Origin of the sequence: Parahoeflea alexandrii, from assembly GCF_024105735.1 — a bacterium.
Taxonomy (GTDB): domain Bacteria; phylum Pseudomonadota; class Alphaproteobacteria; order Rhizobiales; family Rhizobiaceae; genus Hoeflea; species Hoeflea alexandrii.
In genome coordinates this window covers 2,001,832-2,015,636 of record NZ_JAAAML010000001.1, presented here as the reverse complement: position 1 = coordinate 2,015,636, position 13,805 = coordinate 2,001,832, and the positions used below count along the sequence as shown (strand labels likewise).

Below are 13,805 nucleotides of genomic sequence, written 5' to 3'. Positions count from 1 at the left end.
CTGCAAGGAACTTCACATCTGTGAAACTCTCCTTCAGGTGAAGGTTTTCCTTCTCATCGCGCGCTCAGTGCCGATAATCTGAATGTGGACTGCTGGGAGGCATTGTCCGCGGTTACATGGGAGGAGACTGGTATGCAGGGCCTTATGCAGGCGCAGCCGCTGATGATTTCTAGCTTGCTTGAACATGCGCGGCGCTACCATCCGGATACAGAGATCGTTTCGAAGACCTGCGAGCAGACAATCGTGCGCAGCAACTACCGGACATTGTCGCATCGCGCCAAGCAGATGGCCCAGACGCTCATTGCCTTGGGCGTCAAGCCCGGTGACCGCGTCGCCACGCTTGCGTGGAACACCCATCGTCACCTCGAACTCTATTTCGCAGTGTCGGGCATCGGCGCGGTGCTGCACACGGTCAATCCGCGGCTGTTCCCCGAGCAGATCGAGTATATTCTCAACCATGCTGAAAGCGGCGTGCTGTTCTTTGATATCACCTTCGCCGGCCTGGTCGGAGACCTGACGCCGGCCCTGCCGCATGTCCGGCGCTTCATCGCCATGACCGATGCTGAGCACATGACCGGAATGCCCGCCCAGGCGGAACCCTATGAGGACCTGATCGCGCAGCAGGACGGCAAATACGACTGGCCGGTGTTTGATGAAAACGCGGCGTCTTCGCTGTGCTACACATCCGGCACCACCGGCAACCCCAAGGGCGTGCTCTACAGTCACCGCTCCACCTATCTTCATTCCCTGCTGGTCTGCCAGGTGGACGGCCTGCAGCTGAGCAGTGCCGACAGCACCCTGCTCGCCGTCCCGCTGTTTCATGTCAATGCCTGGGGCGTTCCCTATGCGTCCGCCCTGTGCGGCGCCAAGCTGGTGCTGCCGGGGCCGCATCTCGACGGCAAGAACCTCTACGAGCTCGCCGTCGAGGAGAAGTGCAGCTTCAGCCTCGGCGTGCCGACGGTCTGGATGGGCTTCTTCAAGCATCTCGAAACCGATCCCGCCGCCGACCCCTCGCGCCTGTCGCTCCAGAGGGTTGTCATCGGCGGTGCTGCGGCGCCCCGCACCATCATAGAAAAGTTCCACGGCATCGGCGTCTTCGTCATCCAGGCCTGGGGTATGAGCGAGACCAGCCCGGTCGCCACCATCGGCAACCTGTTGCCCAAGCACCGCGACCTGCCGTTCGAAAAGCAGGTCGATATCCAGGTGCTGCAGGGCCGCGCCATGTGCGGCGTCGAACTCCGTGTGGTTGGCGAGGATGGCTCCGAAATCCCGGCCGGCAGCGGCCGGTCCGGCGATCTGCAGGTGCGTGGCCCCTGGGTCACCGCCGGCTATTTCCGCGGTGAGGGCGGAGATGTGCTCGATGCGGACGGCTGGTTTTCGACCGGGGACGTCGCACGGCTCGATACCGACGGCTACGTCCAGATCACCGACCGCTCCAAGGACGTGATCAAATCGGGCGGCGAATGGATCAGCTCGATCGACCTTGAGAATGCCGCGATGGCCCATCCCGAAATCGAGGAGGCCGCGGTCATCTCGCGGCCGCATCCGCGTTGGCAGGAGCGACCGTTGCTGATCGTCGTCCGCAACAAGGGATCACAGGTTACCGGCCCCGAAATCCTCGAATTTCTCGCCGAGCGCGTGGTCAAGTGGTGGTTGCCCGACGATGTCGCCTTTGTCGACGAACTGCCGCACACCGCGACCGGCAAGCTCATGAAGATGAAACTGCGCGAACAGTTCGCCGATTACGTCCTGCCGGCCTGACCGCGCCGCGAGCGCTCGACCCATTCGCATTTCCACGGAGGCACCATGCCCGAAATCATCCTTGAAGACCCGGACGGCACCTTTGCCATGCTGCGCGACAGCGTTGCAGCGTTTGCGCAACGCTTCGATGGCGCCAAGTCATTGAGAGCGCGGCGCGGTGCGGGCCGGGATCTTGATCGCGACATCTGGTCGGCCATGGCCGAGGCCGGCTGGCTCGGCCTGATGCTGCCCGAGGATCTTGGTGGCGCAGGCCTCGGCTTGTCCGAACAGGCGATCCTCAGCGAGGCGCTGGGCCGAGCGCTGATCACCGAGCCGCTGGCGCAGCTCTCGGTGTTTTCCGGCACGCTGCTGGCCGGGGCCGAACCAGGTGCCGAACGATCGAGGCTGGCCGAAGGGCTGATCTCGGGCTCGCTTGTGGTTTCTCCCGTCTGGCAGACCACTGACGGCGGATTTGCCGTGGTCACCGCGACCGCAGATGTGGCCGGGGTGACGCTTTCAGGCACGGCGGATCTTGTTGTGGCGGCAGCATCGGCGGATGTTTTCTTGGTTCTCGCCCGGTCGAAAGACGAGCGGGTGCTGATCAGCGTACCGGCGGGATCGGATGGCCTGAGTGTGTCGGAACGCCCGACGGTCGATGGTGCAACGTTGGCGCAGGTCCGGTTTGACGGTTGCCCTGTCGCCGCGGAACAGGTTCTGGCGCGCGGCCTGCTCGGCAATGACCTGCTCGATGACGCCATCCAGGCGACGCGGCTGACGCTGGCCGCCGAGCTCGCCGGGGCCGGGTCGAAGGCGCTCGAAGCCACGGTGGACTACACCAAGGAGCGGGTGCAGTTCGGCAAGCCGATCGCAAGCTTTCAGGCGATCCAGCACCGGCTGGTCGATATGTGGAGTGTCGCCGAATTCTCCTGTGCGGCCATCGTCAACGCACTTGAACGGCTGGCCGACGAGCCGGGCAAGCCCGCGGCCCTTGCCGTGCTCGCCGCCAAGGCTCGAGCCGGCGACGCCGCCGTCGACATCACCCGCAAGGCCATCCACCTGCACGGCGCCATGGGCTTCACCGATGAATGCGACATCGGGCTCTACATGAAGCGCGCCGTCAATCTGAACGCCACCCTTGGAAACCCTGCGCAGCTCAGGCTGCAATTCGTTGCGCTCGAGCGCGCAGCCTGAAGGAACCGGACATGGAAAACAATCTGATCAAGACCGTCATCAAGGACCACATCGCCGTCGTCACCATGGACGCGCCGCCGGTCAATGCGCAGAGCCGGGAATTCGTCGAGGAACTGATCTCGGTCTTTGACGAGCTCAACGAGACCCCGGGCGTGCGGGTGGTGGTGCTCACCGGCGCGGGAAAATGCTTCTGCGCCGGCGCCGACATCAAGTCTCGCGCCAAGGTTGGCCAGGGCGTGCCCGGCGACACCAACCGGCATCTGCGCCGCGCCCGTGAAGTCGGCTTCGTCATCATCGAGATGAACATTCCGGTGATTGCCGCGGTCAATGGCGTGGCGCTCGGCGCCGGCATGGGGCTTGCGATCTGCAGCGACATGATCGTCGCCTCCAAGAATGCCTCCTTTGGCCTGCCGGAGATCGACATCGGCCTGATGGGCGGCGTCCGCCACACAATGCGCGTCTTCCCGCAGGGCCTGACCCGCCGGATGGTGCTGACCGGCTGGCGGGTGCCTGCGGAAGAACTCTACCGCCGCGGCCTGATCGAGGCCTGCGTCGAGCCCGAGGAGCTGATGGACACCGCAATGGAAATTGCCCGCAACATCGCGTCGAAGAGCCCGGCCGCGATCCGCCTTGCCAAGCGTGCCATCAACACCGTCGAGACCATGGGACTGAAGGACGGCTACCGCTTCGAGCAAAACCTGACGGTCGAAATGACCCGGCACGAAGACAGCAAGGAAGCCATGCGCGCCTTTGTCGAAAAGCGCGCCCCGGTGTTCAAGGACGAATTGTGATGGCTGAGCAGCAGGACTGGAACAGCCTCTCCGACACCGAGTTCCGAAAGATCTTCCGCAGCTGGGTGGACGAGAACTGCCCCATGCGCTTGCGCAACATGCGCAAGCAGCGGCCGGTGTTCGATGAGCTCGCTGACTGGTACCACGCGCTGGCGGACAAGGGCTGGCTCTCGCCGGTCTGGCCACAGGAATACGGCGGAATGGGGCTCAATGCCGCCAAGCACATCATCTATGTCGAGGAATGGGCCCGGCTCGGCTGCCCGCGCATTCCCGACCACGGTATTGGGCTGGTCGGCCCGCTGCTGATCGAGTTCGGCACCGAGGCGCAGAAGGCGCATTACCTGCCGCGCATCCTGTCGGGCGAGGATGTCTGGTGCCAGGGCTATTCCGAACCCGGTGCCGGCTCCGACCTCGCCAGTCTGCGCACCGCCGCGGTGCGCGACGGCGACAGTTTCATCGTCAACGGCCAGAAGATCTGGACCACGCTCGCCCACTGCGCCAACTGGATCCTGCTCCTGACCCGCACCTCGCGCGACGAGAAGGTCAAGCAGAAGGGCATCACCGTGCTGCTGGTCGACCTGACCTCGCCGGGCGTCACCGTTCGACCGATCGAGAACCTGCGCCAGGAAGCCGATTTCTGCGAGGTGTTCTTCGAGAATGTCCGCGTCCCGGCCGAAAACCTGGTCGGCGAGGTCGACAAGGGCTGGAACCTCGCCAAGGCGGTGCTCGGCCACGAGCGGATCTTCCTCGGCGCGCCGTCGCGGCCAGAAGTTGCGCTGTCCCGGCTCGAGCAGCTCGCCGAGGCGCGCGGAGCCTTCGCCGATCCCGCCTTCGTGGCCCGTTACGCCCGGCTCCGGCTCGATCTCTACGATCTCGGTTCGGCCTTCGAGCGTTTCGCCAAGCAGTTGCGCGACGATGGAACGCTCGGCGCGGATGTGTCGGTGCTGAAGATCTTCTGCTCCGAGCTCTACCAGAAGATCACCGAGGAAACGCTTGATATTGCAGGCGAAGAGGCCCGCTTTCTCGACGATCTGCCGACCGGAAACGGTGAGGTCGACGCGATGAACCTCTATCTCGATTCCCGCGCACTGGCGATCTTCGGCGGCTCGAACGAGATCCAGCGGACAATTCTGGCCAAGGCCGTGCTCGGGTTGCCATCCTGATGTGCTGCAAGGGAGGAAAGACGGATCATGCAACACACTGAGCAGCAAAGTCCGGCGGAGGCAGGTTCTCCCGCGCCCGAATACGCCCTTGAAGCCCGGGGCATCAGCAAGTCCTTCGGCGGCTTTTTCGCGGTCAAGGATGTCGACCTCAAGATAAGGCGCGGGTCGGTGCACGCGCTGATCGGGCCGAACGGTGCGGGCAAGACCACCTGCTTCAACATGCTGACCAAGGCGCTGCAGCCGACCTCCGGGCAGATCCTGCTCGAGGGTCGCGATATCTCGCGGCTTCCGACCTCCGAGGTGGCGCAACAGGGCCTGGTGCGCTCATTCCAGATTTCCGCGACGTTTCCGCACCTGACCTGCCTTGAAAACGTCCGCGTCGCGCTGCAGTCGAAATATGGGCGCTCCTTCCATTTCTGGCGCTCGCTGCGGGCAGTCGCCGAGCTCAACGAGCGCGCGATGGCGCTGCTCGGCGAAGTGGGACTCAGCGACAGCGCTGGCCTAGCCGCCTCCGATCTCTCCTATGGCAAGAAACGCGCGCTCGAGATCGCCACCACGCTGGCGCTCGATCCCTCGGTGATGCTGCTCGATGAGCCCACGGCGGGCATGGGGCACGAGGATGTCGAGCCGATCACCGAGTTGATCGCCAAGGTCGGCAAGGACCGCACCATCGTCATCATCGAGCACAACCTGTCCGTGGTCTCCAGCTTGAGCGAGCGCATCACCGTGCTCAAGCAGGGCGAAGTCCTGACCGAAGGCACCTATGCGGAAGTGTCGAGCAACCCGGACGTGATCAGTGCCTACATGGGAGGCGTCGATGAGCTCTGAGACCGCAAAGGCCCCATTGCTTCAGGTCGAGAACCTGAACGCCTGGTACGCAGAATCCCAGGCCCTGCATGGAATGAATTTCGAGGTTCCCGAAGGCGAACTGGTCACGTTGATCGGTCGCAACGGCGCGGGCAAGTCGACAACGCTGCGCTCGATCATGGGGATCGTGCGCAAGCGCAAGGGCTCGATCCGGTTCAGGGGCGCGGAACTGATCGGCAGGCAGACCTACGAGATCGCCCGCCAGGGTATAGCCTATTGCCCCGAGGAGCGTGCGATCTTCGCCTCGTTGTCGGTGCGGGAAAACCTCGGCCTGCCGCCGGTCCTGAGTGCCGGTGGCTCCTCCGACGAGGAACTGCTTGAACAGTTCCCCAATCTCCGCGCCCGGCAGAACAGCATGGGCACCATGCTCTCGGGCGGCGAACAGCAGATGCTGGCAATTGCCCGGATCCTGCGCACCGGCAGCCGTTTCCTGTTGCTCGACGAACCAAGCGAAGGTCTGGCACCTGTTGTCGTCAAGGAGATCGGCCAGCAGATCCTGAGGCTCAAGCAGCGTGGCTACACCATCCTGCTGGTCGAGCAGAACCTCAAATTCGCGCAGATGGTCGCCGACCGGCACGTCGTGGTCGAGCACGGCCAGGTCGTCGATGTCCTGGCGGCAGATCAGCTCCAGGCCAACATGGCCCGCGTCAAAACCTATCTGGGAGTGTAAGCGGCGATGTTCGACGGCATTTCAATCCAACTCCTCATGGGCCAGCTGCTGATCGGTCTGATCAACGGTTCCTTCTACGCCATGCTCTCGATGGGGCTGGCGATCATCTTCGGCCTGATGCATGTGGTCAACTTCGCCCACGGCGCGCAATACATGCTCGGCGCCTTCATCGCCTGGCTGCTGCTCAACACGCTTGGCATCAACTACTGGGGCGCGTTGTTCATCGCGCCGGTGGTGGTTGCCATCTTCGGCATGGTGATGGAGCGTCTGGTGCTCAAGCCGATCCATCATCTCGACCATCTTTACGGCCTGCTCGCCACCTATGCGGTGACGCTGATCGTCGAAGGATTGATCCGCCAGCAATACGGCTCATCGGGATTGCCCTATTCGTCGCCGATCCCCGGTGGCGTCAATCTGGGCTTCATGTTCCTGCCCTGGTACCGGCTCTGGGTGGTGCTGTTCTCCTTCGCCATGTGCCTGGGCACCTGGTACCTGATCGAGCACACCAAGCTCGGCTCCTACCTGAGGGCCGCCAACGAAAACCCCGAAATCGTCGAGTCCTTCGGCATCAACGTGCCCAGAATGATCACGCTGACCTACGCCTTCGGCGTCGGTCTGGCGGGGCTGAGCGGGGTGCTGGCAGCACCGATCTACCAGGTGTCGCCATCGATGGGGTCGAGCCTGATGATCGTCATCTTCGCGGTCGTGGTGATTGGCGGCATGGGCTCGATCATGGGCGCCATCCTGACCGGTTACCTTCTCGGCGTGGTCGAGGGCCTGACCAAGGTGTTCTACCCCGAAGGCGCCAATCTGGTGATCTTCGTCATCATGATCCTGGCTCTAATTTTGCGTCCGCAGGGTCTGTTTTCAAAGAAGGAGGGCGCGTGATGAGCCGCTATCTTGGCCTCGCCGCGATCCTCGTTCTGGCGCTGATCGCACCGTTCTTCGTCTACTCGGTGACGCTGATGACGATCCTCGTCTTCGTCATCTTCGCATCCTCCTTCAACCTGCTCCTGGGCTACGCCGGACTGCTCAGCTTCGGCCAGGCGATGTTCTTCGGCACCGCGGCCTACATCACCGGGCATATCCTCAAGACCACCGGCGTCTCGCTTGAGATCGCGATCATCGGCGGCATGCTGATCGGCGCCGTGATGGGCTTCCTCGTAGGCCTGGTCGCGGTGCGCCGCTCGGGCATCCAGTTTGCCATGATCACGTTTGCCATCGCGCAGTTCGTCTACTTCCTGCTGCTGCAGTCCGAGTTCACCGGCGGCGAGGACGGCATGCAGCGCATTCCGCGCACCGAGATCTTCGGTTTCATCGACCTGTCGGACAATTTCTCCTTCTACTATTTCGTCCTTGCCGTGACCGTTCTGTCGATCGCGTTTTTCTACCGCGTCGTCCATTCGCCCTTCGGCGAGGTGCTCAAGGCAATCCGCGACAACGAGCCAAGGGTGGAGTCGCTGGGCTTCAAGCCCGACCGCTACAAGCTTGTGGCAATGACGCTCTCGGCCGGCATGGCCGGGCTGGCTGGCGGCCTGAAGGCCACGGTGTTCCAGTTCGCCACCCTGACGGACGTCTCGTGGCACGTCTCGGGCGAGGTCATCTTCATGACGCTGCTTGGCGGCCTCGGCACGCTGACAGGCCCGATGGTCGGCGCCGGTATCGTCATCGGCCTCAACGACCACCTGGCGCAGTTCGGCGAATGGGCGCTGATTTCGCAAGGCGTCATCCTGCTCGCCGTCATCCTGTTCTTCAGGCGTGGCGTGGTGGGCGAACTCGGCGCATTTGTCCGCCGCTACAAGGCCGGAGGGCGCAAGTGATGCGCCCTGGCCGGCGCAATGGTGCTGTGTGGCTGCCGCCCGTCGCCACTCTCCCTTTCAAGACCCGCATTTCAAAAGTCAGACCGGAGGTATCGAGATGAACGCCAAGACAGGAAACCCGGCCACCAGACACGTGGACATCATCGTAGTTGGCGCTGGCTTCGGCGGCATGTACGCCGTCTATCGCTTTCGCGAAATGGGCAAGAACGTCCTTGGTATCGAGGCCGGTGGCGACGTCGGCGGCGTCTGGTACTGGAACCGCTATCCCGGCGCGCGCTGCGACCTGATGAGCGTCGACTACAGTTACGGTTTCTCCGATGAGATTCAGCAGGAATGGAGCTGGTCCGAGCAGTTCGCCGCACAGCCGGAAATCCTGGCTTACGCCAATTTCGTCGCCGACAAGCTGAAGCTGCGCGACAATTATCTCTTCGACACGCGGGTCGAGAGCGCGGTGTGGGATGACAAGGCAAAACTCTGGCGCGCCACGCTCGAAAGCGGCGAGATCGTCGAGGCGCCCTATTGCATCATGGCGACGGGCCCCTTGTCCGTCCCCAAGGATCCGGAGATCGAAGGGATCGGCAAGTTCAGGGGCCAGATCTTCAGGGCGCAGAAATGGCCGCATGAGAAGGTCGACTTCACCGGCAAGCGGGTCGGCGTTATCGGCACCGGCTCTTCCGGCATCCAGATCGTGCAGGAAGTCGGCCGCCAGGCGGGCGAACTCTATGTCTATCAGCGCACGCCCAGCTGGAGCCTGCCGATGCGCAACCACGCGATCTCGGACGAATACCAGGCCGAGATGAAGGCCAATTATCCCGGCATGCGGGCGGCGATGCGGCTCAATCCGACGGGCGGCACTCGGCCCGTCACCTCACGGCCTTTTTTCAGCCTGCCGCCGGAGCAGCGCCTCCAGACCATGGAACAGGCCTGGATCAATGGCGGTCACACCTTCCTCGGCTCGTTCTCCGACCTGCTGGTCAACCAGGCGGCCAACGACCAGGTCGCAGAATTCGTCCGCGGCAAGATTGATGAAGTCGTCGACGATCCGGTCACGGCAGAGGCGCTCAAACCCCGCGGCTATCCGGTCTTTGCCCGAAGACCCTGCCTCGATACCGAGTACTACGAGACCTACAACCTGCCCAATGTCCACCTCAAGGACTGCCTCAAGGATCCGATCGTCGAGATCACCGAAAACGGCATTCGCACCGAGGCCGGCGAGGTCGAGCTCGACATGATCATCTTCGCCACCGGTTATGACGCGCTCACCGGCGCGCTGATGGCGTTCCGGGTCGAGGGCCGCGACGGCCGCTCGATCAACGACAAGTGGCAGGGCGGCGCCCAGTCCTATCTCGGGCTGATGGTCGAAGGTTTCCCCAACATGTTCCTGACCTGCGGTCCCAACGGGCCGGCGGCACTCGCCAACATCATCACCATCAGCGAACACGATGTCGACTGGATCGCCGACTTGATCACCCACATGGAAGACAACGATCAGCGCGTCGTCGAGGCGACGGAGGCGGGCGAGGCGCGCTGGATGGATGTCGTCGTCAATCTTGCCGCCATGTCGCTGGTGCGAAAGGCCAAGACCTGGTGGGTCGGCGCCAATGTCGAGGGCAAGTCGCAGGGCCTGACCATGTTCATCGGCGGTTTCAACAAATATGCCGAAGCCTGTGCCGCGGCCAAGACCGGCGGCTACCCCGAGCTCGCTTTCGAGCCGGCGCGGCAGAACGCCGAAGCCTGACAACGATGTTTCGGGCAGCATCCGGCCAGATTCCGGCTTGCCCGCGACCCGATACAGATTGAAGGAGGTGCAGCGTTGAGCGCACTGTTTCAGCCATTTGAGATGGGCGGCGTTTCGCTCGCCAACCGCATCGTCGTGTCGCCGATGTGCCAGTACAGCGCCGTCGAGGGGCTGGCGCAGCCCTGGCACCTGATCCATGTCGGCGGGCTGATGCTCTCGGGCGCCGGCCTTGTCATCATGGAAGCCACCGCCACCGAGGCGGCGGGGCGGATTACCCACGGCTGTCTCGGGCTCTACACCGACGAGCACGAGGCGGCGCTTTCGTCGCTGGTCTCCGAGGCGAGAAAACTGTCGGATGCGGCAATCGGCATCCAGCTCGGCCATGCCGGCCGCCGCGCTTCCTGCCGATCGATCCGCGATCGCAACAAGGGCGAATCGCTGCCACCGGAGGAGGGGGCCTGGCAGACCTTCGGTCCCTCCGCCTTCGGCTATGACGAGACCTGGCACACGCCAAAAGCAATGGATGCGGACGACATTGCCCGCGTAACACAATCCTTTGTCGACGCCGCCGTCCGCGCCGGCCGGGCCGGCTTCGATGTTCTCGAGATCCACGCGGCGCACGGCTATCTGCTGCACCAGTTCCTGTCGCCGGTCACCAACCACCGCACCGACGCCTATGGCGGCTCGATGGAGAACCGCATGCGGTTTCCGCTCGAAGTGGTGCGCGCGGTCAGGGCGGTCTGGCCGAAGCAAAAGGCGCTCGGCGTCAGGGTCAATTCCACCGACTGGCATCCTGACGGACAGAGTATCGACGAGGCCGTCGCCTTTGCCCGGCAACTCGAAGCGCTGGGTGTCGACTATGTTGTGATGTCGGCGGGCAACCTGGCGCCCGGATCGAAGATCCCGGCGGCCACCCCCGGCCATCAGGTCGATTTCGCCACGCTGATCAAGAAGCATACGAGGCTTGTATCCATGGCCGTCGGGCTTATTGCCACGCCGGAGCTCGCCGAAGAGATTGTGAGCGAGGAAAAGGCCGATCTGGTGGCCATTGGCCGGGCCATGCTCGACAATCCCCGCTGGGGTCTGCATGCCGCCGCCCGGCTTGGCGTCGATGTCGACTACGCGCCGCAATATCTGCGCGCCCGGCCCAACAACTGGCTCGGCTTTCCGTTGGTTCATCCCGACGCGCAACCGGTCAAGGCCACCCGCCAGGTCGACCGGCCCGCATCAGGTGCAGGTTGGGACCGGCCAGCAACATAGCCATGGTTTGCCCGGAACTGACCAGGGCGGTCAGGGCCGCAAAACCAGTACCTCGCAGATCGATCCGGCCCTGGCCGCGGGCGCGAAGGGCGGCCTGATGATCAGGCAGCGGGCGTCGGCGAACACCGTCATCAGCGAGGAATCCTGCTGCGCCGACGGGATGGCAAACAGCCGGCCTTCTGCATCGATCTCAAGATCGCCGCGCAGATAGTCCTGGCGCTGATCGTTTTCCGGCAGGTCATTGCCAAGCCGCGCGGTTCTCTTGCGGTCAGGGTCGGGCCGTCCGGCCAGCCGCGCAATCAGCGGCTCGAGGAACAGGTGCGCGCAGACCAGGCTCGAGGCCGGGTTTCCAGGCAGCCCCAGCACCCGCAGCTTGCCCAGATTGCCCGACATCAGCGGCTTGCCCGGCCGCATCGCGATCTTCCAGAAATCGAGCGCCATGCCGCGGCCGGTCAGCGCCTTCTGGACCAGGTCATGGTCGCCAACCGAAGCGCCGCCGATCGTCACCAGCACGTCGACCTCGTGCGCCAGCGCCGTATCCAGCGCCTCGTCGAGCGCGTCCAGCCGGTCGGCGGCAATACCGAGGTCGATGACGTCGGCGCCGGCACCGCGCGCCAGCGCGGCGATACCGAAGGTGTTCGAAGCGATGATCTGGCCCGGGCCAAGTGTCTGGCCCGGCAGGCGCAACTCGTCGCCGGTGGCAAGAATTGCGACCCGCGGCTTGCGGATGATCGGCAGCTCGGCATGGTTCATCGCTGCAGCGAGCGTAATGGCGCCGGCATCGAGCACGCGGCCTCTTGCGAGCCCGGTTCTGCCTTCCGTGAAATCGACGCCGGCGGGCCTTATGTTGCGACCGGCCTCGGGGGCTTGCATGACCAGCACCAGACCGTCATCGAGCCGCTCGGTATCTTCCTGGATCAGCACCGTGTCCGCGCCCTCGGGCACCGGGGCTCCGGTAAAAATGCGGATGGTCGAGGCCGGGGCAAGGGGGGCGTCGAATCCGTGGCCTGCGGCAGATTCACCCTGCAGCCTGAGTTTGGCGCCGGTCACCGCCTCGCTCGCGCGCACTGCGTAGCCGTCCATCGCCGAGGCTGCGAAGGGTGGCTGTGTCCGCAAGGCCAGGAGATCGCGGGCAAGAACGCGCCCGCCGCCTTCCGCGAGAGGCAGAATCTCGGTGTTGGCCGAGGGGGCAGCGCCGTCCAGGATCCGCGTCAGGGCTTCGTCAACCGGCATCAGCGCCATGATGTTTCCTTCAGGTGTCGAGTTTCCAGTCGCCGGATTTTCCGCCCGATTTCGCCAGCACCTTGATGCCGTCGATTTCCATGCCCCGATCCACCGCCTTGGCCATGTCATAGATGGTCAGGCAGGTCACGGAGACGGCGGTGAGCGCCTCCATCTCGACCCCTGTCTTGCCGGTGAGCTTGGCAAGCGCACGCACGCGGAGGCCCGGCAGCGCCTCATCTGGCTCGATCTCGACGCTGACCTTGGTCAGCGCCAGCGGATGGCAGAGCGGAATGAGATTGGCGGTCTGCTTGGCGGCCATGATCCCGGCGATCCGTGCCGCACCGATCACGTCGCCCTTCTTCATGTTTCCGGCCAGGATCAGTGCGAGTGTTTCGGGTTTCATCCGAACATGGCCGATCGCCTCGGCAACTCGCACAGTATCCGCCTTGTCGCCGACATCGACCATGGCGGCCGAGCCGTCCTCGGCAAGATGGGTCAGGCGCGGGGAGCTCTCGTCAGCCATTCATTCCGCCGCCGCGTTTGCGACCGCGCCGGTCAACAGCGCCTTGGTGGAGGCCGTCACATCGGCCTGGCGCATCAGGCTTTCGCCCACAAGGAAGGTGGAAATGCCTGATTTTTCAAGCCGCTGGCAGTCGGCGAACGAGCCGATTCCGCTTTCGCCGACCAGGATCCGGTCACTGGGAACCATCGGCGCCAGCCGTTCGGAATTCGTCAGCGACACCTCGAAGGTGCGCAGGTTGCGGTTGTTGACGCCGATCAGCCGGCTGTCGAGCTTCAGTGCCCGTTCGGTCTCGGCCTCGTCATGCACCTCGATCAGCGCCGCCATGCCGAGCGCATGCGCCTCGTCTTCGAGCCTTCTCGCGTCATCGTCGTCGAGCGAGGCCATGATGATCAGGATCGCGTCGGCGCCCCAGGCGCGCGCCTCGTGCACCTGGTAGACATCGAACATGAAATCCTTGCGCAGCGCCGGCAGGGCGCAGGCAGCACGTGCGGCGGTCAGGAACTCCGGAGCACCCTGGAACGACGGCGCATCGGTCAGCACGGAAAGACAGGCCGCGCCCCCGGCCTCGTAAGCGCTGGCCAGCGATGGCGGGTCGAAATCCGCGCGGATCAACCCCTTGGATGGACTGGCCTTCTTGATCTCGGCGATGAGCCCGTAGCCGCCGGCACGGTGCTTTGCCTCGATCGCCCCGATGAAATCGCGTGGGCTGTCCGCATCGCGGGCGCGCGCCTTGATCTCTTCAAACGGGATGGCGGCCTTGGCAGCGGCGATCTCATCGCGCTTGTAGGCCTCTATGCGGTTGAGAATATCGCTCATCG

At 64.0% G+C, this 13,805-nt stretch carries 13 protein-coding genes; 10 read left to right on the top strand and 3 right to left on the bottom strand.

What is annotated here, in order from left to right; all coding sequences use genetic code 11:
- Positions 1–132 precede the first annotated feature (132 nt).
- From GTW23_RS09395 to GTW23_RS09350, 10 genes are all read left to right on the top strand, one after another.
- Positions 133–1,761: a long-chain-fatty-acid--CoA ligase gene (locus tag GTW23_RS09395; protein WP_252915502.1), complete on the top strand. Its 1,629-nt coding sequence runs from the start codon at positions 133–135 to the stop codon at positions 1,759–1,761.
- 45 nt (positions 1,762–1,806) lie between these two features.
- Complete coding sequence (locus GTW23_RS09390; protein ID WP_252915501.1) at positions 1,807–2,931, top strand: acyl-CoA dehydrogenase family protein; 1,125 nt, start codon at positions 1,807–1,809, stop codon at positions 2,929–2,931.
- Positions 2,932–2,942: 11 nt separating this feature from the next.
- On the top strand, positions 2,943–3,722 hold the full coding sequence (locus GTW23_RS09385) for an enoyl-CoA hydratase/isomerase family protein (protein ID WP_152008871.1): 780 nt from the start codon (positions 2,943–2,945) through the stop codon (positions 3,720–3,722).
- Positions 3,722–4,885: an acyl-CoA dehydrogenase family protein gene (locus GTW23_RS09380; protein ID WP_252915500.1), complete on the top strand. Its 1,164-nt coding sequence runs from the start codon at positions 3,722–3,724 to the stop codon at positions 4,883–4,885. The genes GTW23_RS09385 and GTW23_RS09380 overlap by 1 nt, the downstream gene beginning before the upstream one ends.
- A 27-nt stretch (positions 4,886–4,912) precedes the next feature.
- Complete coding sequence (locus tag GTW23_RS09375) at positions 4,913–5,713, top strand: ABC transporter ATP-binding protein (protein WP_252915499.1); 801 nt, start codon at positions 4,913–4,915, stop codon at positions 5,711–5,713.
- The gene (locus tag GTW23_RS09370; protein ID WP_252915498.1) at positions 5,703–6,422 is read left to right on the top strand and encodes an ABC transporter ATP-binding protein; all 720 of its coding nucleotides are present in this window, start codon (positions 5,703–5,705) and stop codon (positions 6,420–6,422) included. The genes GTW23_RS09375 and GTW23_RS09370 overlap by 11 nt, the downstream gene beginning before the upstream one ends.
- Before the next feature lie 6 nt (positions 6,423–6,428).
- A complete protein-coding gene (locus GTW23_RS09365; RefSeq protein WP_252915497.1) occupies positions 6,429–7,310 on the top strand; it encodes a branched-chain amino acid ABC transporter permease in 882 nt (293 codons plus the stop codon).
- Positions 7,310–8,242, top strand: a complete 933-nt coding sequence (locus GTW23_RS09360; RefSeq protein ID WP_152008866.1) for a branched-chain amino acid ABC transporter permease — start codon at positions 7,310–7,312, stop codon at positions 8,240–8,242. Before GTW23_RS09365 ends, GTW23_RS09360 begins: the two co-directional genes overlap by 1 nt.
- 97 nt (positions 8,243–8,339) lie before the next feature.
- On the top strand, positions 8,340–9,980 hold the full coding sequence (locus GTW23_RS09355) for a flavin-containing monooxygenase (RefSeq protein WP_252915496.1): 1,641 nt from the start codon (positions 8,340–8,342) through the stop codon (positions 9,978–9,980).
- 75 nt (positions 9,981–10,055) lie between these two features.
- Positions 10,056–11,240, top strand: a complete 1,185-nt coding sequence (locus GTW23_RS09350; protein ID WP_152008864.1) for an NADH:flavin oxidoreductase/NADH oxidase — start codon at positions 10,056–10,058, stop codon at positions 11,238–11,240.
- Between the two features lie 30 nt (positions 11,241–11,270).
- Here the strand turns inward: GTW23_RS09350 and GTW23_RS09345 are convergent, their stop codons facing one another.
- From GTW23_RS09345 to trpC, 3 genes are read right to left on the bottom strand one after another with little or no spacing between them, the layout of a single operon-like run.
- A complete protein-coding gene (locus GTW23_RS09345) occupies positions 11,271–12,482 on the bottom strand; it encodes a molybdopterin molybdotransferase MoeA (protein WP_252915495.1) in 1,212 nt (403 codons plus the stop codon).
- A 10-nt stretch (positions 12,483–12,492) separates the two neighbouring features.
- Positions 12,493–12,987 carry a cyclic pyranopterin monophosphate synthase MoaC gene (moaC, locus tag GTW23_RS09340; RefSeq protein ID WP_252915494.1) on the bottom strand — a complete coding sequence of 165 codons (495 nt, stop codon included), beginning with the start codon at positions 12,985–12,987 and terminating at the stop codon, positions 12,493–12,495.
- Positions 12,988–13,803, bottom strand: a complete 816-nt coding sequence (gene trpC, locus GTW23_RS09335) for an indole-3-glycerol phosphate synthase TrpC (RefSeq protein WP_252915493.1) — start codon at positions 13,801–13,803, stop codon at positions 12,988–12,990. It lies immediately after the preceding gene.
- Positions 13,804–13,805 lie beyond the last annotated feature (2 nt).